Here is a 14,451-nt window from a genome sequence, read left to right on the forward strand (position 1 = left end):
CAACTGAGTTTGCTTGGGAGGTTAGTGATAACGCTCACCAGCGTTAACGGCTACCGTTAATTTGTTTTCTGCTGGTGGAAGCGGACAGGCATAGGTGGGATTATAGGCGCAGTAAGGATTGTAGGCTGTATTAAAGTCCAATATAGCCTGATTAGCCGTCAGTTGTGCCTGCGAAAGCTCTATATAGCGCCCACCACCGTATGTTTCCTTGCCCGATGTGGCATCCCGAAATAGGATCGAATAGGTGTCGGCAAGTTTGACAATCAGAAGCCGACAGGTTTCCCCATTAAGATTGAAAACGGCGTGAGCAAACTTGTCATAAACTTCTTCTGAGCCATCGCTCATGCGGACAACGAGTTTCTGTGTTTTATCGGCAAAAGGCTCTAGTCGGGCAATCACCCGGTACGATGGATCAGCGGGAAAGTAGGAGAGGCCTTTAAAATTGGCTTTATCGGTAAGCGGGGAGTCAGCTCCGGTTTTGAACGAATCATCCTTTTTTTTTCGCTCTTCGCTCAGTTGCTGATTGTACTGTTCGGCGTTTACCGTAGCATCCAGATTGCCGGATGAGGAAGGACTGTTGTCGAAAAAGCTAAAATACAGAACAGCCAGAATGAGCAGGAAAACCCCTGCCAGCAAATACTTGTTTTTCAACATAGGTGCAAACGTGCGAAATTTTATTGAAATCCACTAAAATAGACGTAATTAATTGAACAATTCGGCCTTCATAAATTAAAGAATTGTCTATGTAACCTTTAGGGGTTTTTACTTATATTATTTTTTTAGGTTGTTTTAATATATTTGGCGTCAAAGTATAAATCTTCATAAGCTTCTATATCTGCCTCTCTACGATGTCTCAACTTTATCAGCTAAAAACGTTCGAATCCGATAAAGGAAACCTCACTGTTTTCGAGAATATTATTCCGGGAACGATCCAGCGTGTTTTTTATATTTATGGTGCCGGACAACATCCAAGAGCTGGGCATCGGCATCATCAGGCCTGGCATGCGCTTATTTGTCTCAATGGCCGATGCCGCGTTTACAGTCATAATGGAATTGAGGAAACTACTTACTGGTTGGATAGTCCCCGCGATTGTCTGGTATTAGAGCCGGAAGATTGGCATATAATGGACGAGTTTTCCGACGATGCGATCTTACTGGTTGTATCTAATCGGTTATACGACAAAGACGATTATATCTACGAACCCTACCCGAATAGCAGAGCGCTAGCTCACTCGGCATGATTCCTTTTCTGGATTTAGGACGCCTGAATCGTCCCCATGAACGTAGCATACAGGAAGCTATAAACCGGGTAGTCCAGTCTGGATGGTATATTTTAGGTCGTGAAGTCGATGCCTTTGAGCAAGCTTTTGCTAGTTTTTGTGGTACCCGGCATTGTGTGGGTGTAGCCAACGGCCTCGACGCGCTAACCTTGGTTCTGAAAGCCTGGAGTTTTCCGGCTGGTAGTGAGGTCATCATTCCGGCTAATACGTATATCGCGTCGATTTTGAGCGTTACGTTAACCGACCTAACGCCAGTTTGGGTAGAACCCGACCCCAAGACCTACCTTATTGATCCGACACGTATCGAAGCGGCCATTACGTCGAGAACCAGAGCCATTCTGCCGGTGCATTTATATGGTCGTTGCTGCGATATGGAGTCAATCCGAGCAATAGCAAAGCACTATGAGTTAACAATTCTGGAAGATGCGGCTCAGGCACACGGTGCTACGTATCGAGGGAAGAAAGCCGGTAATCTGGGCGATGCGGCTGGCTGGAGTTTCTACCCTAGTAAGAACTTAGGCGCTTTGGGTGATGCGGGTGCTATAACAACCAACGATGATAGGCTGGCAGCGAAGCTACGTGCCTTACGGAATTACGGATCAGCCCAGAAATACGTAAACGACTATGTTGGGCATAATAGCCGCCTGGACGAAATTCAGGCCGCCATCCTGTCGGCCAAGCTACCGCATCTGCCAGCGGATAATGAACGACGTAGCACCATTGCCCGACGTTATCTGGAAGGAATCATTAATCCGGCTGTTACGTTGCCGCCTGCCGATCAGATCGATCAGGACGCCTGGCATTTGTTCGTTATCCGGCACCCCGACCGTAATGCGTTACGTTCCTTCCTGAGCGAAAAAGGAATTGGTACCGACGTCCATTATCCAACTCCTCCGTACAAACAGCAGGCCTATATACACTACGCTCAGCTCTCATTGCCTATCTCGGAACAGCTACATCGGGAAGTCGTTAGCTTACCGCTGAACCCGGCTCTTACGGACGAAGACGTAACATTGGTGATTGACGCAATCAATCAGTTTGATCGATAATACCTCTTTAAAAAGCTACTGTATGCAACTGACGGTTGTTATTCCTGTTTATAATAGCGAACGAACGATTAAACCGCTCGTTGATCGGCTTCAACAATGTCTGCAAAAGGAACGCTTTGACGTAGTGCTGGTCAATGATGGGAGTGCTGATCAATCGGAGTCTGTTTGTGAACAGCTTACGCATCATTACGATAATGTCCGATTCATATCGCTGCGTCGGAATTTTGGGGAATTCAATGCTGTGCTGTGCGGATTAACACACGCTCGTGGAAAATATACGGCCATTATTGACGACGATTTTCAGAATCCTCCCGAAGCTATTCTGACGCTGATGGACGTAGCCGTGCAGGGGAATTACGACGTCGTGTACAGTCGCTATGCTCAGAAGAAACATCACTGGTTCAGAAACCTGGGAAGCTGGCTCGTTAATACCTTAACCACGTATTCACTCGGCAAACCAAAGGGTTTATATCTGTCTAGTTTTAAGCTAATTGAGCGTGATGTTGTGGCCGAAATCGTAAACTATACTGGCCCTTATCCGTACATCGATGGACTGATTTTTCGGGTCACACGTAACGTCGGCAGTGTTGAGGTACCGCACATGGACCGGGTCGAAGGACGATCAAACTATACGGTTAAAAAACTGGTCGGTCTTTTTTTGAACGTGCTGATTGGCTATTCTGTCTGGCCAATTCGCCTGTTTACCATAGTTGGGTTTAGTTTGCTGATTGCTAGTGTTCTGGCGGGATTTGGTCTGCTACTTGGCCGACTAACCAATACGTGGTCCACTCCGGGCTGGGCCATTATCAGCTGGTCGGTTTGGATGGCAACGGCGTTGGTGCTCACCTTTCTGGGAATAATAGGCGAATACATCGGGAAATTATTTATGACCAGTAGTGGTGTGCCGCCTTATGTTGAAAAGCAGCGACATGGTTTTAACCAACGTAACGAAATACACTCAACCCGCTCCGAATTAAGCACGTAACGTATGATTGGGATTTCTGAAGAATATGAGAAAATGTTTCAGCTGGAGGAGAAGCTCTGGTGGTATCGTATTCTGCATGAGCGAGTTGTTAAAACCATTCAGAAGCGTTATCCCGACCGTAAAGACATTACTATACTCGATGTCGGATGTGGTACGGGCGGAATGCTTGCCAGTTTGAGGCATAATGGATATACAAATCTGCAAGGTATCGATGGATCAATGGATGCGGTGGCGTTTTGCGAAAAACGTGGCTTCTCGGTTACGTTGCTCAATCTGAATGAGATAGCGTCTTTTGAACCAGACGCCCGTTATGATGTCCTGATCTGTAATGATGTTTTCTGCTATTTCAACGACGCCGATCTCGACCGATTACTGGGTGAACTAGTGAAACGACTTAAACCAACCGGATTGCTGATCTGTAATAATAACGCTTTCAATGTATTTCGAGGGCAGCATGATTTGGCGGTTGGTAGTATTCGCCGGTTTGTTAAAGCCGACTTTACGATGCTGGCGACTAAAGTCAGTCTGCATATTCTGGAGTCGACTTACTGGAGTTTTGTCTTATCGCCGATGATCTTATTGATGCGTCAGTGGCAGAACGCACAGCTTCGGCTGGGCTGGCAAAAGCCCGATAATGCCCAGTCGGACGTATATTTGCCCAGCGAATGGTTGAACGAAACGCTCTATCAGATTGTCCATATAGAAGATAAACTGCTACAACGAACCCCGTTTGGAAGTTCGTTGTTTGTCGTACTAAGTCCGGCCGGATAGTGTTGGAGGAAGCGTAATTACTAATCAACGATGTTTACGGGAATTATAGAAGCTACAGGTACCGTAGCCAGCATAGAAGCAGAAGGTACGAATCTGACGTTCCGAATCGAGTCGTCGATGGCGCCAGAACTAAAAATAGATCAAAGCGTAAGTCATAATGGTGTTTGTTTGACCGTTACGAGCGTTGCCGATGGGAGCTATACCGTAACGGCCGTTGATGAAACGCTGAAAAAGACCAATCTGGGCAGCGTCAAACCGGGCGATAGTGTGAATCTGGAGCGTTGTATGCCCGCTCATGGCCGATTTGACGGACATATTGTTCAGGGGCATGTAGACCAGACCGGTATTTGCACCAACGTACAGGATATGAACGGCAGTTGGCTGTTCGATTTTCAGTACGATCCAACCGTAGCCGATAACGTAACCGTCGAAAAAGGGTCTATTTGTATCAACGGCGTCAGTTTAACTGTTTTCAATTCGCATGACGATGGTTTTCGGGTTACAATTATCCCGTATACATATGAGCACACAAATTTTCGCGATTTGAAACCGGGCGATATTGTTAACCTCGAATTTGACGTTGTAGGAAAGTACATCAAAAAAATGCTGGCAGGCTATCGGTAATCGTTTTTATATTCTGCTAATTTTGGGCGTTTTAGGTAAACAGACCCATATATAAAAACCCATAAATCTCATCTCCACCAATTATTTGACTGAATGGCTAAAATCAGCACCCGATCTCTACCTGACCTGCTGATTCAGATTGGCATTGTTTTGGCCCTGATGGCCGTTTTGTTTCTGGGTTTCTTTTTCGTGTATTTACCTTTTACGACCAATCATGGTCAAACGATTACCGTGCCGGACGTGTCGAAACTGAGTTTCGATGAGATGAAGAATATTCTGGATGACCGGGGCTTACGCTACGAAGTCAGTGATTGTACATTTGTGGCCGGTGCTCAGCCCCTGACAGTTATTCAGCAATATCCGCGAGCCAACTCTAAGGTAAAGGAAGGACGTAAAATATACGTAACGCTCATTAAGCGGGTTGCTCCGATGGTATCAATGCCTAATTTGGTGGATATGATCGACCGTAGTGCCGCCCGTACACTTGAAGCGCTGGGGCTCATAGAAGGCGAACGAATTTACGTCCCCGACGTAGCGAAGAATTCAGTACTACGTCAGCTCTATAATGGCAAGGAAATAACACCGGGAACACCAGTGCCAAAAGGAGCCCGAATAGACCTCGAAATTGGGGACGGATTAGGAAATACGATGTTTGAAGTTCCGAACGTTGTAGGCTTACAACTAGATGAGGCAGAAGCGGCAATTCGGGGGTCAAATCTTAAAGTTGGCACGAAAATTTCCGTTGAAGATCCTGAGAAGGAAGTTGGCACTGTTGTTCGGCAACGGCCCGAAGCCCGGTCGGGCGAACGAATCCGTGTTGGCGAAACAATGGATTTGTGGGTTGTAGGGCCAATAGAACCCAACCAGGAGTAATCTGCTTCCGGAACCTATTGTACATGAATATTGCGCTACCTCTATTTCTGCATCAACGATTTGATCAGCGGCTGCTACGTTGTTTCCTGTTAGTACTGTGCTGTTTATTGTCGTTCATTGGCTACGCTCAGGCTCCTCTGAGTTTGCCTTTTTTCGACGACTTTTCAACAGCCTCAGGACAGCCGGGAATCGATCAGCCCGACCCCGCTCGTTGGCAACCGGGTAGTGGCGTGTACATCAATAACACGATGGCGATTAATCCGCCAACGATTAACGTAGCGTCGTTTGACGGATTACGGGCCAACGGGTTACCTTACGTTTTTAACAACGAACTGGCCCAGGGCTATACCGATACGTTAGCATCGTTACCAATCAACCTCGCCAATCTGACGGCCAGTGACTCAGTCTATCTAAGTTTTTACTGGCAAATCAAAGGGCTGGGTGAGCTACCCGATGCCGGGGATTCGCTAACACGTTTACCGGGCGATTCATTGACGGTTCAGTTTCTGGACGTTAATAACGTTTGGCGAACGGTATGGTGGCGAGTTGGGGGTGAACCCAATAATAATTTCTTTCAGGTTTTTATACCGGTTCGCGACCAGCGCTATTTGCATGCTGGATTTGCTTTCCGGTTTCGGTCGTTCGGGCGCGCGTCAGGCCCATTTGATACGTGGAATATCGATTACATCTATCTGAACAAAGGACGTAGTAATACAGATCGGTTTGTCAAAGATGTTGCTATTCGCGTGGCGCCAACTCCGTTTCTAAAACGATATACGGCTATGCCATTGACGCAGTATACAGTCAATCCCGGTGCTGAAACGGCCGATTCTGTATCGACAGAAATTGTTAATCGGTTTAGCACATTCAACTTTACAACGTTTCGCTTCACAGTACGCGATGAGGTGTCTGGACGACTCATTCAGGACCTTCCCCAAATCTCCTCTGTGCCGATTGAGGCACTTAGTTCTCAGCGTAAGGTCGTTAAGCCAGATCCTGTTACCAGCTTTGGTTCAGCAACCAGAGCCGTTTTACGCTATAAATTTGATATACTGACAACTGACGACCAGAATCCCTCAATTCCTGGAGTGAATCTACGGCAGAACGATACTATTTCGAGAGTTGCCGTTCTTGGTAATTACTATGCTTATGACGATGGGTCCTGGGAGTATGCCGCCCAAATTGGCCCCCGCGAGCAGGTAGCTGTCCGGTTTATTTTGAATAAGCCAGATATAATGGCTGGAATCATGGCCAGCATCGTTCCGATTCGGTTAAATCAAACAGGTCAGCCGTTTGTTATTACGGTCTATAGCAACACAAACGGGCGTCCGGGTAACGCTATTTATCGTCAGTCGTTTACGACGCAATATCCATCGTATCGGAATGGGTTCGTTACGTTCCCTTTTGATAGAGGAGTATCGGTGAAAGATACGTTCTATGTTGGTTACCAGCAAATTAGCGTGAGTGATACTACGTTCCTACGGCTCGGATTCGATAAGAACAGCCCGTTTGGTGATCAGATTTTCTACAATGGAGGCACTATTTGGGAACAGAACCTACAACCCGATCGTCCACTGCAACTGCAGGGTGCTTTTATGCTTCGACCAATAATGGGAGGGAAGCCAGATACCATTGTTACTGCTTTGCCAGAGCCAGAGCCGCTACGTCCGTTGCAGGCGTATCCAAATCCAACATCGGGCGTAATACGTTGGGAGAGTTCTAAAGTAACACGACTAGACGTACTGAGTCTGTCGGGTCAACTAATCCGACAAGCCGAACCAAGCCGGGGGCAGCAACTGTTAGATCTGAGCGATCTGCCCGATGGTCTGTATGTAGTACGGCTTGTGGAAGGCGATCGGCAGGTTGTTCAACGACTTATTATTCACCATTAATCAGTTTTGCCTATCGTTATGTAAGAGCGAGTAGCAAAACATACTAAACATGGATATTACCGTACAGGAATTAAAGGAAAGACTGGAGAAAGGCGAAACGCTTAATCTGATTGATGTTCGGGAACCCGCCGAATACGAAGCCGACAACATTGGGGCTCGTTTAATACCGCTTGGCGATCTGCCGTATCAACTCGATGAACTCGACGGTTTGCAGGATGAAGAAGTAATTGTGCACTGTCGTTCGGGTAAACGTAGCGCTATGGCCCAGCAAATTCTGGAGCAGAACGGTTTCAATAACGTTCGTAACGTTATTGGCGGTATGCTGGCGTATCGCGCTCAATAAGTGGCTGGCAGTAGACAGTAACCGTCAGACATGGATGCTGTCTACTGCTAGCTTAAGAATTTCTGTGTCATCGTCTGGGCCAAACCAGTGATAATCGCCCTGATTGTGAAACCAAGTAAGTTGCCGTTTCGCATATCGTCGGGAGTTTCGTTTTAACAGACGTACCATTTCCTCATACTCGTACTCGCCATTCAGGAAAGGGAAAACCTCCTGATAGCCTACCGTTTGTAAGGCTTTATAGTCACGATACGGCAGCAGTGAACGGACTTCTTCTACAAGCCCTGCTGCCAGCATAGCATCCATTCTGCTATCGATACGCTTATATAGTTCGTCGCGTGGACGATCCAGCGCGACAAAAACCGACTTGAATGGCCGTTCGATCGGTTGCTTCCTGCGAAATAGTGAATAGGGCTGACCTGTTGTCAGGCAAATTTCTAGCGCTCGTAAGACCCGCGCAGGATTTTTCATATCGGCTGCCTGAACATAATCGGGATCAAGATGCTGGAGTTCCTGTTGAATCGGGCCTAAGCCTTCCGTTTCCCATCGCTCACGAAGAGACTGCCGCAGTGCTGGATCGACCGTGGGCATATCGTCCAGTCCGACGCATATTGCATTTATATATAGTCCCGTTCCACCTGATAAAATTACTACGTCTTTTTTCTGAAATAATTCCTGGAGCAGCGTGAGACATTCCCGTTCGTAGCGACCTGCGTTTATGGCTTCCGTTATTGAATGTGAGCTTACAAAATGGTGTGGTACGCCATCCATCTCATAGGGTGTTGGTTTAGCCGTTCCAATTGATAATTCACGATAAAGTTGCCTTGAGTCAGCAGATACTACGTCGGTTTGTAAGGATTTAGCCAGACGCACGCAGAGCGCGGTTTTGCCTACTGCCGTGGGGCCAGCTATGACGAGTAGTGTTTTCAATACGTATTTTCAGATTGTTATGTATACAAAATTATTGAAGTAAAGCTGAAAACTGCTTTTTATACGAATAGCTTCAGTATGTAATCTATTCTTATTTTCTAGTATATAGGATTTATAGTTATATAGCCATAGCTTTGTCGTTCTATAGGTATATTTACGGTACTTGTTTTGTTTGTATTAGATGTATATTAGATACAAATAGGTATGTTCTTGAGGAATATCAAATAATATGGTGTCATTTGCTCACTTTTTTCTGTTATTTGTTAACCCTGTATCTCCATTTATAATTACTTAAATTATGTTGATCTGGTTAAGAATGTATAGATGTTAATTTTTTGTTATATAAATTTGACGACTATTTTTGCTAAGGTAAGTTAATTTTAATCTGAAATGATTACAATAGAACTCTGCCAGAAACAAAATGCTTGTCCTATATAGTATATATGACATAAATTTTTATCTTTGCCTTTGTTAGCCAAGTGCCTACTAGTCAGTGAGTTACATACCAAAAGGTTAGTGAATTCATTTCTCATGAACGCAAATAATACCGAAAACTTGTCAGAAATCTCCCAGCCAGTTTTAAAAAGAACATTAGACATCATCTGTGGCAAATGGCGTTTGTACATTATTTTTCAATTGAGCAAACAGGACTATCGATATGGTGAGTTGCGCCGTATGATCCCTGAAGTCAGTGAAAAGGTGCTAATTCAGGAGTTGAAAACACTGGTATCGCTAGGGGTTCTACAGAAAAGGTCTTACAATGAAGTGCCTCCCCGCGTTGAATACGGACTCACCCCAAAAGCGCGCGAAATACTTCCAGTTCTGAAGGAGATTGCAACAATAGGTAAAACGTTTCTTGACGTATAACGTCAGCAGACGTAACTATTTTTGACTTCGTATCGTTATTGGTTTTGAATCATTGGGTACGGAGGAGCGCATGAAACTATTGATCAGTGGACTTTTGGTTTCTTTATGGTGGGGTTTAGCACTGGTGCCCTCGGGGAGCCAGTCTGATCGTTATCATACGGATAAAAGACCAGCGTCTGTTGTTTATGAAGATTCGTTGCGCTATAACGTATATCGATTCCATATCACGGCTGCCGATAGTGGAGCCGTGCGCGACCTTATTATCAAAGCCTACAGAGGAGAATTGTTATTAACCAATTTCCGAACGCGGATTGATGGGGGAGTGGTAGGAGCGGAAGTCGCTGATTTAGATAATAACCGATTCCCTGAATTGTACGTATATAGTACCAGTGATGGCAGCGGCTCATTTGGTCGTGTGTATGGGTGGCAGTTCTTAGCGGAACGCAAGGCCGATATACAGGCAGCAAATTGGCTGAAGATGCCGGATGGCTATATGGGGCACGACAGTTTGTGGGTAGAACGGGATGTACTCTGTCGCCAGTATCCTATTTACAATTCAGGTGATGCCAATGCCGAGCCAACGGGTGGTGTTAACAGGATACGTTATCGGTTGAAAACCAACGGTAAAGCTTATACGCTTGTAACTGAGCAACCCATCGATCAGTCGGCCAGTCGATAAGCCAGTAAGCATACCGTTACGGTATGCTTACTGGCTTATTCAGTTTTTAGAACAATCGTAGGCCCAGGGATAACGTAGCGATGCCCAGGAAGCCAGTAATATCCTTATTTTTATAAATTCCTCCTACGGGCAACGCATATCGGGCGTCCAGATCAAGGCGTCGGAAAAAGGTATACCCTACACCGATTTCGGCCGCGTACGTAAATGGTTTAACTTCCAGAAGAGTTTCGGATGGACTTTGCGGATTTGGATTTTTTAAATCCGATGTAGTTTCTGGCGTTGGAATCGTAAGCGACAAAATACTAACCGTCGACGTACGAGTTGCCTGTGCCTTTGTCGTAAATAATAAATTAGGACCTACAAAAGCCCGGAACTTGCCATCGGCCCATTTTTTGCCAAACAAAATAGGAATATTGACTGATTCAAGAACCGATTCTGAGACCGTATTAATGCTGGCTGGTGTTGCTGCCGGGATTTGGGATGGCAAGGGCTGGCCAGCCAATGCTGCCGCTACTGCCGCCGATACCGAGAAATCGGTTTTCTGATTTAACAGAAAACGGTTGTAATCCACTTCTACCTGGATGTAAAATTTATCGAAATTCTTCCGACTCCAGATACCAAACGAATAACCTGTTCCAATGCCATTATTCTTATTGTTTAGTTCAGGAACAGTTAACGACGCAGTTAATGGAACGGGCGGAATAGTCGTATACCCGTGGGTAAAGGTTGCTCCTCCTTTGATGCCTCCTTCAAAATTTTCTTGAGCTAAGGCAGCTAGTCCGCAGAAAAGGAGGGATAGCGTAATGAGCAAGGTCCGTTGCATAAATCGTTGATAAAAGATAGTCGGGAAAAAATGAGAAGAATTCGGTTTTTAAACGTTGAGATTGACCATCTCTGCATCTAAAACGGCTATTATTATTTAAATGTTATTAGCCTTTCTCGTTAATAGAGTAAACATTAACACAATTACAGGGTTGTTTGACATAGATTAATTGGCTTATTTGCCAGCCACAAAATAGATGTTTCACTAATAATACCACGCTAAACGAATGGGGCTCTTATCATTTTTCAAAGGAGTAGGCGAAAAAATCTTTAACAAGGAGCAAACGGCAGCACCTGCTGATCCAGTACAGGCTGAGAAAGTTGAACCAGTACGTGCTCAGGCCTTGCTGGACCACGTAAAGCAATTAGGTCTGGCTTACAATACGTTAACGGTAAAAACAAAAGGAGATACCGTTACGCTGTTAGGGTCGGTTAAATCGCAGGAAGACGCCGAAAAAATCGCTCTGGCAGTAGGTAATGTTGAAGGCGTAAGTGCTGTAGACAACCAACTGGAGGTAGATGAACCAACTCCAGAAGGCAAATACTATACGGTTAAATCGGGCGATACGCTGTCGAAAATCGCTAAAGAAGTATACGGTGATCCAATGAAATACGGCATCATTTTCGAAGCGAACAAGCCAATGCTGAAAGATCCTGATTTGATTTATCCAGATCAGGTGCTACGTATCCCTCAATTGTAGGGTATCCGTAATCATATACACAAGGCTGAACAGTACCCGAGCACAGAAAAAATATGTTCTCAGGTGTTGTTCAGCCTTTCTATTGATAGACGAAAGGGGAGATCTTCTTTCCGAACATTCCGTCGGTGGATACGTTTACATGATCTCAACTGTATGAAAAACTTATGGCTGTTCATCTGTTATCGTATCTGAACGATCAATTTACGCCGGGTGCCATTGATCAGCTTAGTGGTGATCTCAACGAAGCACCCGCCAACCTATCAAAGGCCGTTTCTGGCTCAGTGCCTATATTGCTGGGTGCTTTGACCAAACGAGTGCAGGCTTCAGGCGGAGCTTCGTCCGTGATTGCTACGTTGGATAAGGCCGACTATAGCAATAATCCGCTCGACATAAGTCAGGTAACGGACTCGGACCGAAAACTAGCGGATACGTCTACTTCGGCCCGTACATTCCTGCATCAAATGCTTGACGATAAACTTACAGGAACCACAGAACTGGTTGCGATGTATAGTGGCGTGAAGCCAGAGTCGGCTCTGCTCATTTTTGAGTTGGCCGGATCAATTTTGATGGGTGTTCTTGGGCGCCAGGAACAGGAGAAAGGGTTGACGGCTCACAGTCTTACTACGTTGCTACTTGGGCAGGCTTCTGAGTTCCGACGGGCCGTGCCGAGTGGTCTGGAAGCAGTTAGTAGTTTACTTGGATTTGAAGAGCTCGTTACGCCTGCCGGGCCAACCACCGACGTGCAGGGGTCCGATAATTTCAGTGGTACGGAATTGAACCCCAATATCCCTAAAAGCGACGAGGGTGATCGCCGACGGGAAAATGTTCGTTGGTTACGCTGGGCAATGATCGTAATTGCTGGTCTAATACTGGCTCTACTAATACAGAAATGTAGTGAAAATCAGAACAGTATCGATGGCGTAAGTACCGACTCTACATCTCGTATCGAATCCAATGCGGTAGAAGATACATCGGTATCGACAAAACAAAGTATCGAAGAAGCACACGGACAGGTTGGCGATTCTACGGCACCGGGGGCTTTGGGGATTCGGGATTCATCGGCTGTAAAACCCTGATTCATAAAAAGGGAGCTTAAGCTAACAAAGGCCAAACAGTGCAAAGAATACGTTGGTTACTACATGTAAACTCAACGTATATGAATTATGATGCATAGTCGAAAAAAACAATGGCGGGTATGGCTGATAGCAAGCTTATTCGCCAGTTCAGGATTGATGTTCTCCAACTGTTCGGGCAATAAGTCCAGTTCGGAATCGGAGGGAATGTCTAATTCAACCGCTAGTGATAGCTCCGTTTTTGGTCGTCAGGGCGACACCATAAATTCAAGCCTGGATGCGCCCATACAAGCCCCGCCCGATAGCGCTAGTGCTCGGGGAGCGGTTGTTCCGGCCGAAATTAAGGTAAAAGCAAAGAAATAGACGTAATATTTCGGGCAGCCAATCAGTCCATAGGCTATATTGCTGGATAAATTGACTGTCCGATTTTTTTATGTTTGTTGACGCCATTGAGCGCGTAGATCTTTACACCCGACCGCTTCATTCGATTATTCGGCTGTATGGCCACGATGAAATTGTTCCAGGCAGCGCTACGTTGTTTTTTGTAAATGAGCTGGGCTGTGCTATCACGTGCAAACACGTTGCTGAACTAGTTACGCAGGCCGAACCGATTCTCCACAATTATCTGAATTTTCAGGGGGCTCGACGCCGAGTTTCTCGTGAAAAGAATGCTGCCAAACTGATCCGTGATCTGGAAGTTCAGTATAAACTCCAGTCCGAAACTATTATTCGGGTCCGTAATAATTTTATTGGCTGTGTCGATCAGTATGAGAAACTGACGATTGATATGCACCCAACGCAGGATCTGGCCCTGCTACGTTTCGAAGGATACAAACGGCTATTATATAACTCCTACGCTACGTTCGTGAAGGATACAAACCGGATCAAGCCCGGTAGGAGTTTATGCCGCCTGGGCTATCCATTTCCTGAATTTACTAATTTTCGATTTAGCTCGGAAGTCGACGATATCGAATGGACATCGGAAGGTCGTGTTACGTCTCCGCGTTTTCCTATCGACGGTATTATCACTCGGTTATTAAGTGAGAATGGCGGGATTACGGGTATTGAAATAAGCACTCCAGGACTCCGGGGCCAGAGTGGTGGCCCTTTATTCGATACAGGCGGGCTAGTATACGGAATGCAGTCGGCAACTCGTCATTTGCATCTGGGATTCGATATTGTCGATCGCGAAGTACTCGTCAATGGGCGCAAGAGTCGCGTATCAAACCACCCCTTCCTTAATGTCGGTCAATGCGTGCATGTGGACGTGATCAAGAATTTCCTGAGAGAAAAGGGGGTAAAATTTTATGAAGCCTAATGCCCGCTCTTTCATTGGCTTGCTCATAGGCAATAAATTTTTACCAATTTTCTTAGAGCAGCCATTGGCAGGTAGAGTCAGTTCACTGAAAAAAAGAAAGTGCGTCTGACGTAGTGAAATCGCCATATTGGATGCGCAGGAACAAAAAAATGGCGGCAAAATTGGTATTGAAATTCTGACATCTATTAATATATGGCGCTCGTTAGAGCTGGTCAACAAACGGATTAAACGGCGTCATTATCCCAAT

At 45.7% G+C, this 14,451-nt stretch carries 17 protein-coding genes; 14 read left to right on the forward strand and 3 right to left on the reverse strand.

The window, feature by feature from the left end:
- Positions 1-21: 21 nt before the first annotated feature.
- A complete protein-coding gene (locus GK108_RS06040) occupies positions 22-654 on the reverse strand; it encodes a DUF1684 domain-containing protein (protein WP_163944409.1) in 633 nt (210 codons plus the stop codon).
- 194 nt (positions 655-848) lie between these two features.
- Here GK108_RS06040 and GK108_RS06045 point away from each other — a divergent pair, with 194 nt between their 5' ends.
- From GK108_RS06045 to GK108_RS06080, 8 genes are all read left to right on the forward strand, one after another.
- Positions 849-1,241 (forward strand): sugar 3,4-ketoisomerase, encoded by a 393-nt coding sequence (locus GK108_RS06045; RefSeq protein WP_163944412.1) that lies wholly within the window; start codon positions 849-851, stop codon positions 1,239-1,241.
- The gene (locus GK108_RS06050; protein ID WP_163944414.1) at positions 1,238-2,329 is read left to right on the forward strand and encodes a DegT/DnrJ/EryC1/StrS family aminotransferase; all 1,092 of its coding nucleotides are present in this window, start codon (positions 1,238-1,240) and stop codon (positions 2,327-2,329) included. The genes GK108_RS06045 and GK108_RS06050 overlap by 4 nt, the downstream gene beginning before the upstream one ends.
- Before the next feature lie 22 nt (positions 2,330-2,351).
- Positions 2,352-3,314: a glycosyltransferase family 2 protein gene (locus tag GK108_RS06055; protein WP_163944417.1), complete on the forward strand. Its 963-nt coding sequence runs from the start codon at positions 2,352-2,354 to the stop codon at positions 3,312-3,314.
- Positions 3,315-3,317: 3 nt separating this feature from the next.
- Positions 3,318-4,085: a class I SAM-dependent DNA methyltransferase gene (locus GK108_RS06060; RefSeq protein ID WP_163944419.1), complete on the forward strand. Its 768-nt coding sequence runs from the start codon at positions 3,318-3,320 to the stop codon at positions 4,083-4,085.
- A gap of 30 nt (positions 4,086-4,115) precedes the next feature.
- A complete protein-coding gene (locus GK108_RS06065) occupies positions 4,116-4,709 on the forward strand; it encodes a riboflavin synthase (RefSeq protein ID WP_163944423.1) in 594 nt (197 codons plus the stop codon).
- A gap of 93 nt (positions 4,710-4,802) precedes the next feature.
- Entirely contained in the window at positions 4,803-5,582 is a 780-nt protein-coding gene (locus GK108_RS06070) for a PASTA domain-containing protein (RefSeq protein WP_163944426.1), read from the forward strand.
- Positions 5,583-5,605: 23 nt separating this feature from the next.
- A complete protein-coding gene (locus tag GK108_RS06075) occupies positions 5,606-7,474 on the forward strand; it encodes a T9SS type A sorting domain-containing protein (RefSeq protein ID WP_163944429.1) in 1,869 nt (622 codons plus the stop codon).
- 49 nt (positions 7,475-7,523) lie between these two features.
- Entirely contained in the window at positions 7,524-7,817 is a 294-nt protein-coding gene (locus GK108_RS06080; protein WP_163944434.1) for a rhodanese-like domain-containing protein, read from the forward strand.
- A gap of 24 nt (positions 7,818-7,841) precedes the next feature.
- Here GK108_RS06080 and miaA read toward each other — a convergent pair whose 3' ends face one another.
- Complete coding sequence (gene miaA, locus GK108_RS06085; RefSeq protein WP_163944437.1) at positions 7,842-8,744, reverse strand: tRNA (adenosine(37)-N6)-dimethylallyltransferase MiaA; 903 nt, start codon at positions 8,742-8,744, stop codon at positions 7,842-7,844.
- 531 nt (positions 8,745-9,275) lie between these two features.
- On the opposite strand from miaA, the gene GK108_RS06090 reads away from it, so the two are divergent.
- Both GK108_RS06090 and GK108_RS06095 read left to right on the forward strand, forming a co-directional pair.
- Positions 9,276-9,611, forward strand: a complete 336-nt coding sequence (locus GK108_RS06090; RefSeq protein ID WP_163944441.1) for a winged helix-turn-helix transcriptional regulator — start codon at positions 9,276-9,278, stop codon at positions 9,609-9,611.
- 70 nt (positions 9,612-9,681) lie between these two features.
- Entirely contained in the window at positions 9,682-10,290 is a 609-nt protein-coding gene (locus tag GK108_RS06095; RefSeq protein WP_246224723.1) for a hypothetical protein, read from the forward strand.
- 46 nt (positions 10,291-10,336) lie between these two features.
- Here GK108_RS06095 and GK108_RS06100 read toward each other — a convergent pair whose 3' ends face one another.
- Positions 10,337-11,113 carry an outer membrane beta-barrel protein gene (locus GK108_RS06100; RefSeq protein ID WP_163944444.1) on the reverse strand — a complete coding sequence of 259 codons (777 nt, stop codon included), beginning with the start codon at positions 11,111-11,113 and terminating at the stop codon, positions 10,337-10,339.
- 226 nt (positions 11,114-11,339) lie between these two features.
- Here GK108_RS06100 and lysM point away from each other — a divergent pair, with 226 nt between their 5' ends.
- From lysM to GK108_RS06120, 4 genes are all read left to right on the forward strand, one after another.
- Positions 11,340-11,813, forward strand: coding sequence for a peptidoglycan-binding protein LysM (gene lysM, locus GK108_RS06105; RefSeq protein ID WP_163944447.1), 474 nt, complete (start codon positions 11,340-11,342; stop codon positions 11,811-11,813).
- A 164-nt stretch (positions 11,814-11,977) separates the two neighbouring features.
- Positions 11,978-12,889 (forward strand): DUF937 domain-containing protein, encoded by a 912-nt coding sequence (locus GK108_RS06110; RefSeq protein ID WP_163944450.1) that lies wholly within the window; start codon positions 11,978-11,980, stop codon positions 12,887-12,889.
- An 87-nt stretch (positions 12,890-12,976) separates the two neighbouring features.
- The gene (locus GK108_RS06115) at positions 12,977-13,249 is read left to right on the forward strand and encodes a hypothetical protein (RefSeq protein ID WP_163944453.1); all 273 of its coding nucleotides are present in this window, start codon (positions 12,977-12,979) and stop codon (positions 13,247-13,249) included.
- A gap of 70 nt (positions 13,250-13,319) precedes the next feature.
- On the forward strand, positions 13,320-14,204 hold the full coding sequence (locus tag GK108_RS06120; protein WP_163944456.1) for a S1 family peptidase: 885 nt from the start codon (positions 13,320-13,322) through the stop codon (positions 14,202-14,204).
- Positions 14,205-14,451 lie beyond the last annotated feature (247 nt).

The organism is Spirosoma terrae (assembly GCF_010435915.1).
In the GTDB taxonomy this organism is placed as follows: domain Bacteria; phylum Bacteroidota; class Bacteroidia; order Cytophagales; family Spirosomataceae; genus Spirosoma; species Spirosoma terrae.

Coding starts and splice junctions, on each gene's coding strand:
- GK108_RS06090 (WP_163944441.1), top strand. CDS start 9,276: ATGAACGCAAATAATACCGAAAACTTGTCAGAAATCTCCCAGCCAGTT.
- GK108_RS06040 (WP_163944409.1), bottom strand. CDS start 654: ATGTTGAAAAACAAGTATTTGCTGGCAGGGGTTTTCCTGCTCATTCTG.
- lysM (WP_163944447.1), top strand. CDS start 11,340: ATGGGGCTCTTATCATTTTTCAAAGGAGTAGGCGAAAAAATCTTTAAC.
- GK108_RS06070 (WP_163944426.1), top strand. CDS start 4,803: ATGGCTAAAATCAGCACCCGATCTCTACCTGACCTGCTGATTCAGATT.
- GK108_RS06120 (WP_163944456.1), top strand. CDS start 13,320: ATGTTTGTTGACGCCATTGAGCGCGTAGATCTTTACACCCGACCGCTT.
- GK108_RS06110 (WP_163944450.1), top strand. CDS start 11,978: ATGGCTGTTCATCTGTTATCGTATCTGAACGATCAATTTACGCCGGGT.
- GK108_RS06045 (WP_163944412.1), top strand. CDS start 849: ATGTCTCAACTTTATCAGCTAAAAACGTTCGAATCCGATAAAGGAAAC.
- GK108_RS06065 (WP_163944423.1), top strand. CDS start 4,116: ATGTTTACGGGAATTATAGAAGCTACAGGTACCGTAGCCAGCATAGAA.
- GK108_RS06100 (WP_163944444.1), bottom strand. CDS start 11,113: ATGCAACGGACCTTGCTCATTACGCTATCCCTCCTTTTCTGCGGACTA.
- GK108_RS06080 (WP_163944434.1), top strand. CDS start 7,524: ATGGATATTACCGTACAGGAATTAAAGGAAAGACTGGAGAAAGGCGAA.
- GK108_RS06095 (WP_246224723.1), top strand. CDS start 9,682: ATGAAACTATTGATCAGTGGACTTTTGGTTTCTTTATGGTGGGGTTTA.
- GK108_RS06050 (WP_163944414.1), top strand. CDS start 1,238: ATGATTCCTTTTCTGGATTTAGGACGCCTGAATCGTCCCCATGAACGT.
- GK108_RS06075 (WP_163944429.1), top strand. CDS start 5,606: ATGAATATTGCGCTACCTCTATTTCTGCATCAACGATTTGATCAGCGG.
- GK108_RS06060 (WP_163944419.1), top strand. CDS start 3,318: ATGATTGGGATTTCTGAAGAATATGAGAAAATGTTTCAGCTGGAGGAG.
- GK108_RS06115 (WP_163944453.1), top strand. CDS start 12,977: ATGATGCATAGTCGAAAAAAACAATGGCGGGTATGGCTGATAGCAAGC.
- GK108_RS06055 (WP_163944417.1), top strand. CDS start 2,352: ATGCAACTGACGGTTGTTATTCCTGTTTATAATAGCGAACGAACGATT.